This is a genomic window from Streptomyces sp. NPDC001270 (genome assembly GCF_042896695.1).
GTDB lineage: Bacteria > Actinomycetota > Actinomycetes > Streptomycetales > Streptomycetaceae > Streptomyces.
The window spans coordinates 48,507-65,215 of record NZ_JBIAXM010000028.1; the positions used below are offsets into that span (position 1 = coordinate 48,507).

Below are 16,709 nucleotides of genomic sequence, written 5' to 3' on the forward strand. Positions count from 1 at the left end.
CGAAACAAATGGGTCACGCCCGAGAAACCACCCGTCCCTAGGGTCGACCCAGCGTGTGCCACCGCACTGGCCGCACGAACGATCTACCACCCCGGCGACAGGACGGTCGGGAGTAGGAGGAGCTGGATGTTCCAGAACGCCGACGAGGCCAAGAAGTTCATCGCGGACGAGGACGTCAAGTTCATCGACGTCCGCTTCTGCGACCTGCCGGGCATGATGCAGCACTTCACGGTGCCCGTCGATGCGTTCGACCCGGACGAGGAGCTGGCCTTCGACGGATCCTCGATCCGTGGTTTCCAGGCCATTCACGAATCCGACATGGCGCTGCGCGCGGACCTGTCGACCTCCCGGGTCGACCCGTTCCGGCGCGACAAGACCCTCAACATCAACTTCTTCATCCACGACCCGATCACGGGCGAGCAGTACTCCCGTGACCCGCGCAACGTGGCGAAGAAGGCGGAGACCTACCTCGCCTCCACCGGGATCGCGGACACCGCGTACTTCGGCCCCGAGGCCGAGTTCTACGTCTTCGACTCGGCCCGCTTCGAGACCCGGGCCAACGGCTCCTTCTACGAGATCGACTCCGAGGCCGGCGCCTGGAACACCGGCGCGCTGGAGGGGAACCGCGGGTACAAGGTCCGTTACAAGGGCGGCTATTTCCCGGTCCCGCCGGTCGACCACTTCGCCGACCTGCGCGCCGAGATCTCCCTGGAGCTGGAGAAGAACGGCCTGAAGGTCGAGCGCCAGCACCACGAGGTGGGCACCGCCGGCCAGGCCGAGATCAACTACAAGTTCAACACGCTGCTCGCCGCCGCCGACGACCTCCAGCTCTTCAAGTACATCGTGAAGAACGTCGCCTGGCGCAACGGCAAGACCGCGACCTTCATGCCGAAGCCGATCTTCGGCGACAACGGCTCGGGCATGCACGTCCACCAGTCGCTGTGGACCGGCGGTGAGCCGCTGTTCTACGACGAGCAGGGCTACGCGGGCCTGTCGGACACCGCCCGCTACTACATCGGCGGCATCCTCAAGCACGCCCCGTCGCTGCTGGCCTTCACCAACCCGACGGTGAACTCGTACCACCGCCTGGTGCCCGGTTTCGAGGCCCCGGTCAACCTGGTCTACTCGCAGCGCAACCGCTCCGCGGCCATGCGCATCCCGATCACGGGTTCCAACCCGAAGGCCAAGCGCGTCGAGTTCCGCGCGCCCGACTCCTCCGGCAACCCGTACCTCGCCTTCTCGGCGCTGCTCCTCGCGGGCCTGGACGGCATCAAGAACAAGATCGAGCCGGCCGAGCCGATCGACAAGGACCTGTACGAGCTGGCCCCCGAGGAGCACGCGGGCGTCCCGCAGGTCCCGACCTCGCTCCCGGCCGTCCTCGCGTCGCTCGAAGCCGACCACGAGTTCCTGCTCCAGGGCGATGTCTTCACCCCGGACCTGATCGAGACGTGGATCGACTACAAGCGCACGAACGAGATCGCTCCGCTCCAGCTGCGTCCGCACCCGCACGAGTTCGAGCTGTACTTCGACGTGTGATCTGACGCGCACGCGAGGCTCCGGCGCCCCCGTCCCTGTTTTGCAGGGCGGGGGCGCCGCCGTATGGTGTGCTGCACAGTTGTTCGACAGGAACCATCGGGACGCAGGGGGGCTCCGGGATGTCCGAGCGGGACGATCTCGAACGCGAGTTCGATGTCAAGTGGGCCGACGAGGCCGAGCACAAAGAGCCCTCCGCCCGGGCCAGGATGCTCGCCGCCCGCTGGAAGGAGAACCCGCCCGACCCCGCCCCGTTCCGTGCCGACCCGGAGCGGAACGCCCCGCGCCGCTCCTCCTGGACATCGACGGCGATCGTGCTCGGCTGCGTCGCCGTGGTGATCCTGCTGCTGGGCTGGGCCCAGACCCGGTCGCCCTACTGACGTCGCCCTGTCGGCACCGCCGGCACCTCCGGCACCGAATCTTTGCCCGTCCCAGGGCCGATCCCGACGCCACCTTCACACCCGCCAGGTGCACACTGGACAGCGGGACGAGTGCGTGACTGCGGGGTGATGCAGATGCAGAGCCGCTTTAGGAGCGACCGACGGCTGACCGTGCGAATGGTGACCACACTGTTCCTGCTCGGGCTGCTGTACGTGGCCTTCGTGGCCGTGCTGATCACAGTGTTGAAGTCGTGGCTGCTGGTCGTGGTGATCGCGGCCGGGGTCCTCCTTGCCCAGTACTGGTTCTCCGACCGGGTCGCGCTGTACGCCATGCACGGCCGGATCGTGGAACGCGAGGAGTATCCGGACCTGCACGGCGTGATCGACCGCCTGTGCGCGCAGGCGGACATGCCCAAACCCGTGGTCGCCGTGTCGGACATCGACATGCCGAACGCGTTCGCGACCGGCCGCAACGCCGATCACGCGGTGATCTGCGTGACCACCGGCCTGCTGCGCCGGCTGGAGCCCGCGGAGCTGGAGGGCGTGCTGGCGCACGAGCTGTCGCACGTGGCGCACCGGGACGTCGCCGTGATCACCGTCGCGTCCTTCCTCGGCGTCCTGGCCGGTCTGATGGTGCGGTTCGCCTTCTACTCGGAGCTGTTCCGCGGACGCCGGGACCAGAACACCCTGGCGATCTTCGCGATCATCATGGGCGTCTCCGCGGCCGTGTACGCGATCAGCTTCATGCTGATCAGGGCGCTGTCCCGGTATCGCGAGCTGGCCGCCGACCGCGCCGCCGCCTTCCTGACGGGCCGCCCCTCGGCCCTCGCGTCCGCGCTGACCAAGGTCGACGGGGACATCGCCCGGATCCCGACGAAGGACCTGCGCACGGCGCAGGCGTTCAACGCCTTCTACTTCAGCCCGGCGCTGGGTGCCGAGCCGGGCCTGTCGCGGCTGTTCTCCACCCACCCCAGCCTGGAGAAGCGGCTGGAGCAGCTGAGCCGGATCTCCGCCGAGCTGGGTGAGGCGGCCATGCCGGGCAAGGCGGGCTGAGCATGGGGTTCCTGGACATCCTCCTCGGGCGTACGAAGCCCGTCGCGCCCGACCTCGACCAGTTGTTCGCGCTGCCCTCGGCGGCCGTGACGCTGGAGGCCGCGGCCGGGTTCACCCCGACCGGCGGCGGCGCGGTGTGCTTCGCGTCGGTCGAGGGCGCGGCCTTCGAGCAGACGCAGCGCGAGGTACGGGCCCTGCTGGACGCGGACGCCGAGCGCGAGGGGTCGCCGCTGCACGAGCGGGGCGCGGCGCCCGGGGCCCCGCCGGTGGAGCTGCGGCAGGACGACTACGGCTACTCCTGGCTGGTGTCGCAGCGCACGCCGGGCCAGCTCCCCGAGCTGGTCAACGACCTGCACGCGGTGAACAGCTCGATGGAGGTCAACGGCTTCGGCCCGCAGCTGCTGTGCTCGCTGGCCGGGTTCGAGAACAAGGACGCGGTGGGCGGCCGACGGCGGCTCGCCCTGGTCTACCTCTACAAACGGGGCACCTTCTACCCGTTCGCCCCGCTGCCCGGCGCCGCCGAGCGGCGCGACAACGCGCTGGAGCTCCAGGTGAAGTCGGCCCTCGCGGACGATCTGCGGATCGAGGAGGACCTGAGCCGCTGGTTCCCGGTGTGGGGCGCACCCGGGCTGTGACCGGGGACCCGGAATCCCCGGAATCCCCGGGACCCTGAACCCGGCCGAACCCGGGGGTTCCGGGTCCGGGGCGTCTCCGTCACCTCAGCTGCTCCCGGCTCGGCCCGGCTCCACCTGCCCCGGCGCCCTTTACCTGCCTGCTGTCCCAGCACCGCTCCACACCCGCCCGGCCCGCCACCCCAACGCCCCTCCCGCCCACAGGCCCACGGCGACGGCGACGGCGACGGCGACGGCGACGGCGACGGCGACGGCGAGCATCCACCCGTGATCCCCGGGTCGCGAAGTCCGGCCCGGCGACCCGGACCGGTCAGAGCCCGGGGGTCGCCCGTACCACCCCGGCGGCGACGGCGGCGCCGAGGGCCGCGTGGTCGGCGTCGGTCTGGTCGGTGTAGCGGAGCGCGAAGTCGGCGACCGCGTGGTCGAAGGTCTCGGCCGTGCCCAGGTAGGAGGCGATGGCGACGCGGTCGCCCGAGCGGGCGTGGGCGCGGGCGAGCGCGGTGCCGCACAGCCGCCCGTAGCCCAGGAGGCGGTTCGGGCTCATTCCGGCCACCTCGGCGACGCCCTTCACGTCGCGCAGCTGGCGCCAGTAGAAGGCGCGGCCCTGCGGCCCCGTCATCCAGCCGAGGAAGACGTCCCCGGCGGCCTGGAGCAGCCGCTGCCCGGCGACCACCCGGTGTCCGGGATGGACGTAGGGGCCGCTCGGCAGGTGCTCCTCCAGGATGGCCTTGCGGGCCTCCTTGATCCGCAGCAGCAGCGGATCGTCGGCGCCCTGCCCGGCCAGCAGCACGACGAAGCAGCGGATACCGACGCTGCCGACGCCGACGACCTCCCGCGCGGCGTCGACGAAGCGGTAGCGGTCGAGGAGGAGGCGGCGTTCCTCGGACAGCGTGGAGCGGTAGTCGCTGAAGATCTTGCGCAGGGAGGCCGCGTCGCCCGGCCCGGCGGGTTCGAGCAGCGGCGGGTCGTGGATGATGCGCCGCTGCCCGTCCACCACCTCCGTGAGCTTGTGGAGGGCCTGGAGACTGGTGCGGCGGCGGGCCCGGGTGAGACTGGGCCCGGGACGCCGGGAGCCGTGGGCCGCACGGACCAGGGGCAGCAGGCTGTCGGCGTCGATGCGCTCGTACCAGACGGCCAGTTCACCGAGGCGGGCCAGCCGCCGCATCGAGGTGCGGTAGGCGGCGGCGGTCTCGCGCACCGCCCGGTGGGCCCGCGGGTCGGAGTGCCCGTTCTCGCGGGCGGCCACGGCCACGGAGGCGGCGAGCCGTTTGACGTCCCATTCGAAGGGGCCGCGGAAGGTTTCGTCGAAGTTGTTGAGGTCGAACAGCAGGGACCGCTCCGGGGAGGCGTACACGCCGAAGTTGAGCAGATGGGCGTCGCCGCACAACTGCACGGTGAGCCCGGTGTGCGGCTGCGCGGCCAGATCGGCGGCCATGACGGCGGCGCCACCGCGCAGGAAGGCGAACGGCGAGGCGGCCATCCGCCCGTACCGGACCGGCAGCAGCTCCGGCAGCCGGTCCCGGCCCTGCCGCTCCAGCAGCGCGACCGGGTCGGGCCGGTCCACGGGCGGCAGCCACCCGGCGTGCGCGGAGCGGGACACCCGTTTGCGGGCGGCCTTGCCGCTGTCTGCGCGGTCCACGGCTGTGGGCATGCGACTCGCCTCCCTGGCTCCCGTCACCTCCTGATCTGATCGAAGTGAAGTCGGCATGCCGCGCGTCCGCATGTCCAGCCCGGCGAACGGGTGACGGTGCGCGCGCCGACGGCCGGCGCGCGCACCGTCGGCCGGACGGCGGCGGGCACCCCGCGGGGCGGGGCGCCCGGCACCGGCCTCAGCGGCTGTAGCGCATGAACGCCCGCACCATGTGGCACGTCATGTCCGACGGCGGGTGGACGCCGATCTGTTCCGCCGTGCTGCGGATCGTCTCGTTGTGGGCCTGGCGGGGAACGTAGACGCCCGAGTCGAGCAGGGCTATGGCGAGCCGCATCGCCTTGAGGCGGCGGTTGTGCGTCACGTACCACTCACGCGGGCGGCCGGGCGGCAGTGGACGTTTCATCACCGGTGCGTACGGCAGTTCGAGCTGGACGGGGCGCTTCGCGGTGGATTGGGTCGGCAACGGTTTCGGCTTCAGTGCGGCAGCGGGCACGGACATCCTCCTGTCGCGTTCTCGAACACTGCCTCCATTCTACTGCCCGCCACTGACATTCGAGGAGCCCGCAGATCCATCAAAGTCGCTGGTGGGAACTGAAATTGACAGCCTGTCACGGCAGTTCGGGGTGGGACGGGAGGGGAGTCAGGAAATTCGAACAGAGGGGGGGCGCGCACCTCCGGCAGGAGCGGTTCAGGGGTGCCGCGAGCCGACGCAGAGGCAGCGCGTGCCGCTCGCGGGCGCCGCCGTGGTGGCGGGGGTCGGCAGCCCTCCTTTCCGCGTTCCCGCCGTAGACAACCCGCGGGCGCCGAGGCCGGCCGCGCCCGTGCGACCGGCCGCCGAAGATCCGAGGCGGGCGGGGCGAGCACGGGTACGGGGCACGGTGGAGGGTCCGCCCTACCCCGCACGGGCCACCCCGGAACGTGAGCCGCAGCACAGGGCCGCCGGGTAACACGGGGTTCACAGCCGGGCAATGACCGGGAAATCGCCCGTTGACAGGCTGCCCGGCAAGAGACGCGGCGCCCCAGTGCCGTAGCGCCGCGGCACCCGCAAGTGCGCCCAGACCCACCTCGAAGGATGTGGCCCGTGAGCTTCAAGGCTGAGTACATCTGGATCGACGGCACCGCGCCGACGGCCAAGCTGCGTTCCAAGACGAAGATCCTTGGTGACGCCGCGAAGGGCGCCGAGCTGCCGATCTGGGGCTTCGACGGGTCCTCCACCAACCAGGCCGAGGGGCGCGCCTCGGACTGCGTGCTCAAGCCGGTCCTCAGCTGTCCCGACCCGATCCGCGGCGGCGACGACATCCTGGTGCTGTGCGAGGTCCTGAACACCGACCTCACCCCGCACGCCTCCAACACGCGGGCCGCGCTGGCCGAGGTGGCCGAGCGGTTCGCCGCGCAGGAGCCGGTGTTCGGCATCGAGCAGGAGTACACCTTCTTCGAGGGCTCCCGCCCGCTCGGCTTCCCCGAGGGCGGCTTCCCGGCCCCGCAGGGCGGCTACTACTGCGGCGTCGGCGCCGACGAGATCTTCGGCCGCGAGGTCGTCGAGGCCCACCTCGACCACTGCCTGAAGGCCGGACTCGGCCTCTCCGGCATCAATGCCGAGGTCATGCCCGGCCAGTGGGAGTTCCAGGTCGGACCGCTGTCCCCGCTCCAGGTCGCCGACGAGCTGTGGGTGGCCCGCTGGCTGCTCTACCGCACCGCCGAGGACTTCGGCGTCTCCGCCACCCTCGACCCGAAGCCGGTCAAGGGCGACTGGAACGGCGCGGGCGCGCACACCAACTTCTCCACCAAGGCGATGCGCGAAGGACCCGAGGGCTACGCCGCGATCATCACCGCCTGCGAGTCGCTCGGCGAGGGCTCCAAGCCGCTCGACCACGTCAAGCACTACGGCGCCGGCATCGACGAGCGCCTGACCGGGCTGCACGAGACCGCCCCGTGGGACAAGTACACCTACGGCGTCTCCGACCGCGGCGCCTCGGTCCGCATCCCGTGGCAGGTCGAGAAGGACGGCAAGGGCTACATCGAGGACCGCCGTCCCAACGCCAACGTCGACCCGTACGTGGTGACCCGTCTCCTGGTCGACACCTGCTGCGCCGCGCTGGAGAAGGCCGGCCAGGTCTGATCCGCGCCAAGGCCGCGCGCAGGGGCGCCCACCGCTGGAGACAGCCGGTGGGCGCCCTTTCGCGTGGCCGCCCGCGCACCGCCGGAGCCGCCGGGCGGCGCCGGCCGGTACCGGGCGGCGCCGAGCAGCACCGGGCGCAGCAGGGCTGTCCGCCATGTGGGACGGCGATCGGGACAGCAGGTCCGAGATCACGTCCCTGGCCCCGGGCGGAGGCCCGGCGACCGGCAGCGGGCTGTGTCAACTTCCCGCCAAGGAAGCGTCCGAGCAGTGAGAGGAGGGTCCTGTTGCGGGCCGGTGTCTGCTTCAATGGGCCCATGGCCAGCTTCCAGGAACACACCGCGACGGGTCGTTACGACCTTGAGCCGTTCTGGCCTTCCCGTCAGCACCACGACTTCGACCGGGTGTGTTGCCGCGCGCGGAACGCGCGGGCCCTCTAAAGCCGTACATCCCGGCCTTCGGCCAGCGCGAAACGACGAACGTCCCCGGCGTGCCCGACCACGAATCGGCCGTCGACCCGCCCGACGAACCTCTCGCGCGAAAGAGCTGACCTCTCATGGCGACCACGCGTCCTCTCAATACCGCCACCCTCCCCGCCGCGTCCCAGCCGTCCGGCACCCGGCACCGGCTGCGCGCCGTCGACCGGGACGAGGAATGGGCCCCGCCCCGCCCCGCCCCGGTCGAGAACCTGAACAACGTCGCGGGCCTGCTGCCGCCGGGCACCACCTGGCTGCCGGCACCGCAGCACACCGTGCCCACCCTGCCCGGGCAGCCGCCGATGGTCGGCTACCTGGTACTGGTCCCGGCCGACCGGCAACTGCCCTTCCCGCCGGTCGTGGTGCCCGACAAGGCGGAGACCGGGCCCGCCCCGGACCCCGCGCCCGCGGGCGACCCGCTGGTCCGCATCGACACCGCCCAGCGCACCGCCCAGGTGGACGGCCGCGACCTCGACCTCACCTACCTGGAGTTCGAACTGCTCGCCCACCTCGTGGCCCATCCGGGCCGGGTGCACACCCGCGACCAGCTGGTCACCACGGTGTGGGGCTACGGCCACGTCGGCGACGGACGCACCGTGGACGTCCACATCGCCCGGCTGCGCCGCAAACTGGGCGCCGAGCACCGCCGGACGATCCAGACGGTGCGCCGCGTCGGCTACAAGTACACGCCGCCGACCGGACGCTGACCAGGCCCGGACCGCGCGCTCTGCTGTCGGCAGATCCGGTTCCGCCCCGCGACCGCACCGGGCACAGTGACCGGCATGAGACTTCTGGTGCTGGGCGGTACGGAGTTCGTGGGGCGGGCCGTCGTGGAGTCGGCGCTCCGGCGTGGCTGGGAGGTGACCGTCTTCCACCGCGGACGGCACGCGGCGCCGCCCGGCGTGCGGTCGCTGCACGGCGACCGCACCGCCGCCGACGGGCTCGCCGCGCTCGCCGCGGGCGGCCCCTGGGACGCCGTCGTCGACACCTGGTCGGCGGCGCCGCGCGCCGTGCGGGACGCGGCGCGGCTGCTGCGGGGCCGCGCCGGCCGCTATGTGTACATCTCCAGCCGTTCGGTGTACGCCTATCCCCCGGCGGGCGGGCGCGGCGAGGACGCGTCGCTGGTCGAGGGCGCGGAGGCCGGTGCCGGGCAGACCGACTACGCGCGGGACAAGCGGGGCGGGGAGCTGGCCGCCGTGGCGGCGTTCGGCGCGGACGACGCGCTGCTGGTGCGGGCCGGGCTGATCCTCGGTCCGTACGAGAACGTCGGCCGGCTGCCCTGGTGGCTGACCCGGATCGCCCGCGGCGGCCCGGTCCTGGCGCCCGGCCCGCGCGATCTGCCCGTGCAGTACGTCGACGTGCGCGATCTGGCCGAGTGGACGCTCAGGGCGGTGGAGCGGGGGCTCGGCGGCCCGTACAACCTGGTGAGCCCGCCCGGGCACACCACGATGGGCGGCCTCCTCGCGGCGTGCGCCGAGGCGACCGGCGCGGAGGCGCAGCTGCGCTGGATCGATCCGCGGGCGGTGCTGGACGCCGGCATCGAACCGTGGGTGGAGCTGCCGGTGTGGGTGCCGCCGGGCGGCGACCTGTACGAGGCCCTGCACCGCGCGGACGTCTCGCGGGCGCTGGCCACGGGGCTGGTGTGCCGTCCGGTCCGGGAGACCGTCGCCGACACCTGGGCGTGGCTGCGGGAGACCGGCGGCCGGGCACCGCAGCGGCCGGACCGTCTGCGCAAGGGCCTGGACCCGGAGGTGGAGGCGCGGGTGCTCGCCGCCGCCTCCGGGGTGGCCGGGGAGGTGCCGGAGGTGGCCGGGGGTGTAGCTGACACCACCCCCTGACCGGGGGTTCCGCCCCGTGACCGGGGCCGCCGGTTCGGCGAGACTGGCGGCATGGACACGAGGAGCGGACACCCCAGGACTGGCCGGACCTCCGCCGTCGTGCTCGCCGGCGCGCGGGGGCTCGCCCTCTCGGTCGTCGCGCTCGCCGGTTCGATCACCCTGTTCGTGCTGTCGGTGCTGTCGATCGCGCTCATCGTGCTGGGCATCGGGATCGTCACGACGCCCTGGGTGCTGACCGGGGTGCGGGCGTTCGCGAACTGGCGGCGGCTGCTGGCCGCGCAGTGGTGCGGGGTGCGGATACCGCCCGGGTACCGGCCGTTGCCCGCGGGCGCCAACCCGTGGGCGCGCACCTTCGGCATGCTCGGCGACCCGGCGACCTGGCGGGACCTCGGCTGGCTCATGACGGACATGACGGCCGGGTTCGCCACCGCGCTGCTGCCCGCGGCCCTGCTGGCGTATCCGGTGGAGGGCGTCGCGCTGGCGGCCGGGCTGTGGCGGGTCTGCACGGACGGCAGCCGGACCGGCTACTGGTACGGGTTCGTGCCGATCTCGGGGCAGGGCAGCGCGCTGCTCGCCGGGCTGCTCGGCCTGGTGCTGGCCGGCACGGCGTACGCCCTCGTCCCGGCTCTGCTGCGCGTCCACTTCCTGCTCACCCGTTCGGTGCTCGCGGCCGGTCAGGGCGGGCTCGCCGAGCGGGTGCGGGTGCTGACCGAGACCCGGCGGGACGCGGTGGACAGCTCCGCCGCCGAGCTGCGCCGCATCGAGCGGGACCTGCACGACGGCGCGCAGGCCCGACTCGTCGCGATGGGCATGGACCTGGGGACCGTCGAGGCGCTGCTCGACAAGGACCCGGCGCAGGCGCGGCACCTCCTCGCGCAGGCCCGCCGCAGCTCCGCCGAGGCCCTGGCCGAACTGCGTGACCTGGTCCGGGGCATCCATCCGCCGGTGCTGGCCGAACGCGGGCTCGGGGACGCCGTACGGGCGCTGGCGCTGCGGCTGCCGGTGGCCGCCGAGGTGAACGTGGAGCTGGACGGGCGGGCGGACGCGCCGGTCGAATCGGCCGCCTACTTCGCGATCAGTGAGGTGCTCACCAACGCGGTCAAGCACTCCGGCGCCGACCGGATCTGGGTCGATCTGCACCATGTGGCGCAGGACGGCGGGGCACTGCGGATCGCGGTCACCGACAACGGCAGGGGCGGCGCGGCGCTCGGAGCCGGTTCCGGGCTCTCCGGAATCGAACGGCGACTGGGTACATTCGACGGCATCCTGGCCGTCAGCAGCCCCGAGGGCGGTCCCACCATGGTGACCATGGAGATTCCGTGCGTGTTGTCCTAGCCGAAGACCTGTTCCTGCTGCGGGACGGGCTGGTCCGGCTGCTGGCGGCCTACGACTTCGAGATCGCCGCGGCCGTCGAGTCGGGGCCCGAACTGACCCGGGCGCTCGCCGAGCTGCGGCCGGACGTGGCGGTGGTCGACGTACGGCTGCCGCCGACGCACACCGACGAGGGCCTGCAGTGCGCGCTCGCGGCCCGCCGGGACCGGCCGGGGCTGCCGGTGCTGGTCCTCTCGCAGCACGTGGAGCAGCTGTACGCGCGCGAGCTGCTCGCCGACGGCGACGGCGGGGTGGGGTATCTGCTGAAGGACCGGGTGTTCGACGCCGAGCAGTTCGTGGACGCCGTACGCCGGGTGGCGGCGGGCGGTACCGCGATGGACCCGCAGGTGATCCAGCAGTTGCTGTCCCGGCGGGTGGCCGCCGACCGGCCGCTGGGCGGCCTGACGCCCCGGGAGCTGGAAGTGCTGGAGCTGATGGCGCAGGGCCGGTCGAACGCGGCGATCGCCGGGCAGCTCGTCGTCACCGAACGGGCCATCGCGAAGCACACCTCCAACATCTTCGCCAAGCTGGGACTTGAGGTCTCGGACGACGACAACCGGCGCGTCCTGGCCGTCCTCGCCTACCTCGACCGCTGACCACCCGAGGCTTTCGGCATCGCAACTCCCAACGTTCAAGGGTGTGTTGGGCCCGAGCGGCCCTGGGTGCCTCCGATGAATCCGTGCGCCCGCCGACCACCCCTGGGACCGGCCCCGTGCGAGAGGGCGCGCCGCCGCACTCCTGTCGGGCGCCTCGACGCCGCCCCGCGCGGAAGCCGCTCGAACGGCACCCGCCGCCCGCTCGAATCCGCTGTCCCGGACGGCTGGACCTGTGCGAAGGTGGCCCGGTGAACCAGGACTGGGAAGACCGGGTGACCGCCGCCTGGGCGGCCTTCGACGACTATCCGGAGGACGCCGCCGCCGACTTCCGGGCGGTGATCGACGCGCTGGCGGCCGAGCTGCCCGAGGGCAGCCCGCTGGGCCCCTTCGAGCGGGCCTGCGCCTGGGACTCGACCGGGCACTCGGACCGGGCGGTGACGCTGTACCGGGAGGCACTGGCCCGCGGGCTCGACGAGGCCAGCCGCTACAAGGGCCGCCGGACCCGGATCCAGCTGGCCAGTTCGCTGCGGAACACCGGCCGCGCGGACCAGGGCGCCGAACTGCTGATCCCCGAGCTGGACGTGCCCCCGGACGAGTTGGACGACGCCGTGCGGGCCTGTCTGGCGCTGTGCCTGTCCAGCCTCGGCCGCGACCGCGAGGCCCTGTCGCTGGCGCTCGGCGCCCTGGCCCCGCATCTGCCCCGCTACCAGCGCTCGATGGCCGCGTACGCCCGCGCCCTGACCGAACCGGAAGGCTGACCGGCCACCGCCGGCGCCGAACCGCCCGTGCGGGGCGGCCGCCCCGCACGCCCGTCCTCCCGACACCGCTGTCCCCACACCCGGCCGCGGCCGTGCCAGGTGCCCCGCGCCGTACGGATGACGGCCCGGGGACGCGGGTCACGGGACCGGGCCGGGGACACGGGACCGGGCGGTCGGACCGCACGGCGGGCCCGGCCCACCACTGGTGTCGCGGCCGGGCGGCGACCGGGCGCGCCGACGGTGACCAACCGCCGCCCCGCTCGTTCTCCCGGACGTGCAGTCACAGGATGTAGCCCAGCGTCACGCACCCTCCGCCCAAGCCTCCGGCCCGGTCATCGATGTCGAGCAGGCCGAGGCCGCGCTCGTCGAGCACTACCCGCGGCTGGTCCGGATCGCCTATCTGGTGCTGCCACCGGGACTCGGCCGCAGCCGGCGCGTCCTGACCGCGCACGCCCTGGTCCAGCGGGCCCTGCCCCGGGGCCGGACGTCGGCCTCGGTGATCCCGTCCCAGTCGACCGGACGCGACAGCGACCCCGGGTACTCCTTCGTACGGCTCCAAGTGGTGCGTACGGCCCTGGAGGCGGGGCTCCCGCTGAAACGCCGCGCGTGGCCCAAGCGGTCCCAGCTGCCGCCGCTGCTCCCCCAGGTCTGGGGCCTGCGACTGTTCCCGCGCTCGGGCGGCGCCGACGAACTCGCCCTCGACCAGCGTCTCGCGGCCCTCTCCGGCCCGGCCCGGGCCGCGTACGTGCTGCGCGGTCCCGAGCGGCTCGCGGACCCCGACGTGCGCCGGGTGCTGGCGGCCGCCGGAGCCGCCGACCCGGACGCCGCGCTCACGGAGGCGAACGGCGTCCCCGCGCAGTACGCGCTGCTCGACTCCCCGGAGTTCGACCCCTGCTCGCTCCAGGCCCGGCCCACCGATCTGATGCGGCGCAGGCAGCACACCAAGGCGGCGATCGCCGCCGCGGTCGCCCTCGCGGTGTGCGGTGTCCTCGTCGCGCTGCCGGGCGGCTGGGGCCCGGACGGCGCGGCGGCGCCCGCGTACGCCAAGAACCCGGCGGCCGAGGCCGCGCTGGACCCGGGCAAGCTCGTCCGGGCCGCCCCGACGGCGTGGAAGTCCTCGTCCCGCACCGACTTCTCGGTGTGGCCCGCCCGCGGCCCCCTCGTCCACGACTCCGGCCTGCTGCGCCGCGCGCTCGCGGTCTGGGCCCGGCCCGGCGAGTCGGTGCACGTCTCGGCGACCCCGGGCACCCAGACCGGCGGCCCGGCCGGACCGCCGCGGCTGCTGTACGCGGGCGAGGTCGACAACGTGCGCGTGGTGATCCTCTACGACGGTCTGCGCATCGCCCGGTACGCCGAACCGAAGAGCGACGGCGCGAAGGTCGCGGTCCTCGACCTGGCCCGCGTCGACGGCGCGACCGACGCCGAGGCGAGCGCGATCGTGGCGGCCCGCTCCGACGACAACGTCCGCTATCTGACCGCCCCTTGGGTGACGAAGGCCGCCGAGCGCGACCTGACGAAGCCGAGCGCGGGCGCGATGGACCTCGACCTGACCGACGGGATCACGGCGCCGCTGGCCGGCCCGGCGCTGCGGTCCGGCGCCTGCACGTCGTGGAACGCGCTGGAGTTGACCGACGCCTCGGGCACCCGGATCGCCACCGATCTCGGCGAACTGGTTCCGGCCCAGCTCACCACCGGTCGGCCCGGCGTCGGCGAGGCGCCCAGCAGGAGTGGGGCCGAGACGCTGGCCACATGGGCGCCGTTCGCCTGCTCGCTGGCCACGCAGCGCTCCGCGGGGGTGCGGAGCGTGAACGCCTGGGCCTACGCCGACCAGGCGCTGCCCGAGGCGACCGGGACGGCCGAGTGGGTGTGCACACGGGCCGAGACCTGGCGGGGCGACGGCACGTCGGTGCTCGCCCAGTTCCACACGCCGGGCGGCCGGTACGGGGCGGTCGCCGCCAGGGCCAAGGACGTCGCCGCGTGCGGTCCGCGCGATCCGCACGTGCTGGCCGGGGTGCTCTGGAAGTCCGAGGCCGGGTCCTGGTACCTGCTGGCCGCGGCCGGCCGGGACACCGAGTCGATCCGGGCGACCGGCGGGATCAGCGCGTCCGTCCACGGGCGGCTGCTCACCGCGCGGGCGAAGAAGGGGGCGCGCGCGGAGTTGGCGGGCACCCTCGACGGCGGGGCCCCGCTCGCCGCGCTGCGCTGAGCGCTCGGCCGGTGGGGCCGTGCGGTGCCGTCGGTCGTCCGCGGCGCCGCCGAGTCCGTGCACAAGGGTTCCACTCCTACCTACCCATCAGCATCTTGACGTTATGTCTAATAAGCAGGCCCGGCCGGTGGAGTCGGAGCGGATACCGCTCAAGCCCCGCAAGGTGTCCTTCTCGCGGGAGGACACACCCCTGCACTGGGTGCCCGACGACCCGTTCACCACGCACACCCTCAACGTGCTGCACCTGCTGCTGCCCGCCGGTGAGCGGCGGTTCGTCCCGCGGGCGCCGTCCGACGGCGGCCACGCCTTCGAGGTCGAACTCCGGCGCAGCGGGCGCACCGTGACGGTGCCGGCCGGCACCTCCGTGCTGGCCGCCGTACGGGCCGAGCTGCCGGACACCCCGTACTCCTGCATGCAGGGGTTCTGCGGGACCCGCCAACAGCGGGTGCTGGCGGGCGAGGTGGACCACCGGGACGAGGCCGGGGACACTTCCCGGGCCCTCGACGCGGCGGGGGACGGCGCGGAGCGGCCCGGGACGACGCGGATCTGTGTCTCGCGGGCCCTCGGCGACCGGCTGGTGCTGGACATGTGACGGATTCCGACGGACACCGGGACGGCTCCGGCCCCTGATGGGCTGGATTCGATCGGTAAGGTGTTCGTATGAGTACCGGGGTTCGCCGCAGAATGGGAGTCGAGGAGCGGCGGCAGCAGTTGATCGGCGTCGCCCTCGAACTGTTCAGCCGCCGCTCCCCCGACGAGGTCTCCATCGACGAGATAGCGTCGGCGGCGGGTATCTCACGCCCGCTCGTCTACCACTACTTCCCGGGCAAACTCAGCCTGTACGAGGCCGCGTTGAAGCGGGCCGCGGCGGAGTTGGCCGGTCGGTTCGCGGAGCCCGCGGAAGGCCCGCTCGGTCCGCGGCTGCTGCGGGTGATGGGCCGGTTCTTCGACTTCGTGGACGAGCACGGGCCCGGTTTCTCGGCACTGATGCGCGGCGGTCCGGCGGTCGGTTCCTCCACGACGAACGCGCTCGTCGACTCCGTACGGCAGGCCGCGTACGACCAGATCCTTTCGCATCTCGGGGTGGCGCACGCCCCGGCGCGGCTGGAACTGATCGTCCGCTCCTGGATATCGCTGGCCGAGTCGACCGCGTTGATCTGGCTGGACGGGCGGCGCATTCCGCGCGCCGAACTGGAGGTCCAGCTCGTGCAGGACTTCGCCGCGCTGGTCGTGGTGAGCGCCGCCCACGATGCGGAGATGGCCGACCTGCTGCGCGGGCTGGTCAAGGACGAACCGGCCGACGGTCCCTTGGCGGAACTGATCGGCCGACTGGTGTCCCTGGCGCCCTGAACCGGTCCGCGATCACCGGCTCCGGCGGTCGGACTTGCGGTACGACGGGTCGAGGTCGCGGATCTCGGCGGAGGCGTGCACGGTGGCGTCCTGCTCCGCGAGGTGCTCGCGGAGCAGGTCGAGCACGGCCTCGGTGAGCCTGGCCTTCGTCTCGTCGCCGCGCCCGGCGAGCAGTCCGATGCTCACGTGCACGGCGGCGTGCTCCCCTTCGGCCGGGTCGGCGTAGCCGGACGCGGTGAGCGTGCTGGGCCGGAACTGCGTCGTGCACGCGTCCGGCTTGGCCGCCGCGATCTCGACGACCGCCTCGTGCAGCGCCCGCGCGAAGCCCCCGCGGTCGAACGCGGGCTCCAGGGTGCGGGAGTAGTCGACGGTGATCTGCGGCATCTGCGCTCCTGTTCCACGGCGACGGCCTCGCCCCGGCCCGCGGCCGGGGTGGCCGCCACCACCGTACGCGCCGGTCGGTGGCGACGGCTCAGCAGGACGGCTTGCCCGCGTAGAGGGCCAGGGCCGTGTTGCCGCCCAGGGTGGCGGTGACCTGTCCCGAGGAGTTCACCGCGACCGTCGTGTCGGGGTCGCCGGGCGACCGGGTCGGCGGGTCGGCGGGTCGGCGGGTCGGGCCCAGGCTCCCGGCCGACCGGGCGGCAGGTCCGGCAGGTCCGGCAGGTCCGGCAGGTCCGGCAGGTCCGGCAGGTCCGGCAGGTCCGGCAGGTCCGGCAGGTCCGGCAGGTCCGGCAGGTCCGGCAGGTCCG

17 protein-coding genes and 1 pseudogene are annotated in these 16,709 nt (G+C 73.3%); 13 read left to right on the forward strand and 5 right to left on the reverse strand.

Annotation, left to right across the window (positions count from 1 at the left end; translation table 11 throughout):
• Window positions 1-126: 126 nt before the first annotated feature.
• The 4 genes from glnA to ACFY2B_RS34540 all read left to right on the forward strand — a co-directional run bounded on the left by glnA (window position 127) and on the right by ACFY2B_RS34540 (window position 3,601).
• Window positions 127-1,536: a type I glutamate--ammonia ligase gene (glnA, locus tag ACFY2B_RS34525; RefSeq protein WP_390767008.1), complete on the forward strand. Its 1,410-nt coding sequence runs from the start codon at window positions 127-129 to the stop codon at window positions 1,534-1,536.
• A gap of 119 nt (window positions 1,537-1,655) precedes the next feature.
• Complete coding sequence (locus ACFY2B_RS34530) at window positions 1,656-1,913, forward strand: hypothetical protein (protein ID WP_390767009.1); 258 nt, start codon at window positions 1,656-1,658, stop codon at window positions 1,911-1,913.
• 135 nt (window positions 1,914-2,048) lie between these two features.
• Window positions 2,049-2,966 carry a zinc metalloprotease HtpX gene (gene htpX / locus ACFY2B_RS34535; RefSeq protein WP_390767010.1) on the forward strand — a complete coding sequence of 306 codons (918 nt, stop codon included), beginning with the start codon at window positions 2,049-2,051 and terminating at the stop codon, window positions 2,964-2,966.
• A 2-nt stretch (window positions 2,967-2,968) separates the two neighbouring features.
• A complete protein-coding gene (locus ACFY2B_RS34540) occupies window positions 2,969-3,601 on the forward strand; it encodes a hypothetical protein (RefSeq protein ID WP_390767011.1) in 633 nt (210 codons plus the stop codon).
• 129 nt (window positions 3,602-3,730) lie between these two features.
• Here ACFY2B_RS34540 and ACFY2B_RS34545 read toward each other — a convergent pair whose 3' ends face one another.
• The 3 genes from ACFY2B_RS34545 to ACFY2B_RS34555 form a co-directional block, all read right to left on the reverse strand.
• Window positions 3,731-3,859, reverse strand: a complete 129-nt coding sequence (locus ACFY2B_RS34545) for a hypothetical protein (RefSeq protein WP_390767012.1) — start codon at window positions 3,857-3,859, stop codon at window positions 3,731-3,733.
• A 49-nt stretch (window positions 3,860-3,908) separates the two neighbouring features.
• Window positions 3,909-5,249, reverse strand: coding sequence for a DUF2252 domain-containing protein (locus tag ACFY2B_RS34550; RefSeq protein ID WP_390767013.1), 1,341 nt, complete (start codon window positions 5,247-5,249; stop codon window positions 3,909-3,911).
• A gap of 178 nt (window positions 5,250-5,427) precedes the next feature.
• Window positions 5,428-5,742, reverse strand: coding sequence for a hypothetical protein (locus tag ACFY2B_RS34555; protein WP_390767014.1), 315 nt, complete (start codon window positions 5,740-5,742; stop codon window positions 5,428-5,430).
• Between the two features lie 588 nt (window positions 5,743-6,330).
• On the opposite strand from ACFY2B_RS34555, the gene glnII reads away from it, so the two are divergent.
• The 9 genes from glnII (at window position 6,331) to ACFY2B_RS34600 (ending at window position 15,960) form a co-directional block, all read left to right on the forward strand.
• Window positions 6,331-7,368 carry a glutamine synthetase gene (gene glnII / locus ACFY2B_RS34560; RefSeq protein WP_390767015.1) on the forward strand — a complete coding sequence of 346 codons (1,038 nt, stop codon included), beginning with the start codon at window positions 6,331-6,333 and terminating at the stop codon, window positions 7,366-7,368.
• Window positions 7,369-7,921: 553 nt separating this feature from the next.
• A complete protein-coding gene (locus tag ACFY2B_RS34565) occupies window positions 7,922-8,548 on the forward strand; it encodes a winged helix-turn-helix domain-containing protein (protein ID WP_390767016.1) in 627 nt (208 codons plus the stop codon).
• A 75-nt stretch (window positions 8,549-8,623) separates the two neighbouring features.
• Window positions 8,624-9,679 (forward strand): NAD-dependent epimerase/dehydratase family protein, encoded by a 1,056-nt coding sequence (locus tag ACFY2B_RS34570; RefSeq protein ID WP_390767017.1) that lies wholly within the window; start codon window positions 8,624-8,626, stop codon window positions 9,677-9,679.
• 51 nt (window positions 9,680-9,730) lie between these two features.
• Complete coding sequence (locus ACFY2B_RS34575; protein WP_390767018.1) at window positions 9,731-11,014, forward strand: sensor histidine kinase; 1,284 nt, start codon at window positions 9,731-9,733, stop codon at window positions 11,012-11,014.
• A complete protein-coding gene (locus tag ACFY2B_RS34580; RefSeq protein WP_390767019.1) occupies window positions 10,999-11,646 on the forward strand; it encodes a LuxR C-terminal-related transcriptional regulator in 648 nt (215 codons plus the stop codon). The genes ACFY2B_RS34575 and ACFY2B_RS34580 overlap by 16 nt, the downstream gene beginning before the upstream one ends.
• Window positions 11,647-11,876: 230 nt before the next feature.
• The gene (locus ACFY2B_RS34585) at window positions 11,877-12,404 is read left to right on the forward strand and encodes a tetratricopeptide repeat protein (protein WP_390767066.1); all 528 of its coding nucleotides are present in this window, start codon (window positions 11,877-11,879) and stop codon (window positions 12,402-12,404) included.
• A gap of 274 nt (window positions 12,405-12,678) precedes the next feature.
• Window positions 12,679-14,610 carry a hypothetical protein gene (locus ACFY2B_RS34590; RefSeq protein ID WP_390767020.1) on the forward strand — a complete coding sequence of 644 codons (1,932 nt, stop codon included), beginning with the start codon at window positions 12,679-12,681 and terminating at the stop codon, window positions 14,608-14,610.
• A 103-nt stretch (window positions 14,611-14,713) separates the two neighbouring features.
• Window positions 14,714-15,202, forward strand: coding sequence for a metal-dependent hydrolase (locus ACFY2B_RS34595; protein WP_390767021.1), 489 nt, complete (start codon window positions 14,714-14,716; stop codon window positions 15,200-15,202).
• Window positions 15,203-15,270: 68 nt separating this feature from the next.
• A complete protein-coding gene (locus ACFY2B_RS34600) occupies window positions 15,271-15,960 on the forward strand; it encodes a TetR/AcrR family transcriptional regulator (protein ID WP_390767022.1) in 690 nt (229 codons plus the stop codon).
• Between the two features lie 12 nt (window positions 15,961-15,972).
• On the opposite strand, the gene ACFY2B_RS34605 is transcribed toward ACFY2B_RS34600, so the two are convergent.
• Window positions 15,973-16,344, reverse strand: coding sequence for a 5-carboxymethyl-2-hydroxymuconate Delta-isomerase (locus ACFY2B_RS34605; protein WP_390767023.1), 372 nt, complete (start codon window positions 16,342-16,344; stop codon window positions 15,973-15,975).
• Window positions 16,345-16,509: 165 nt separating this feature from the next.
• A pseudogene (locus tag ACFY2B_RS34610) lies at window positions 16,510-16,709 on the reverse strand (hypothetical protein); the annotation flags it as partial.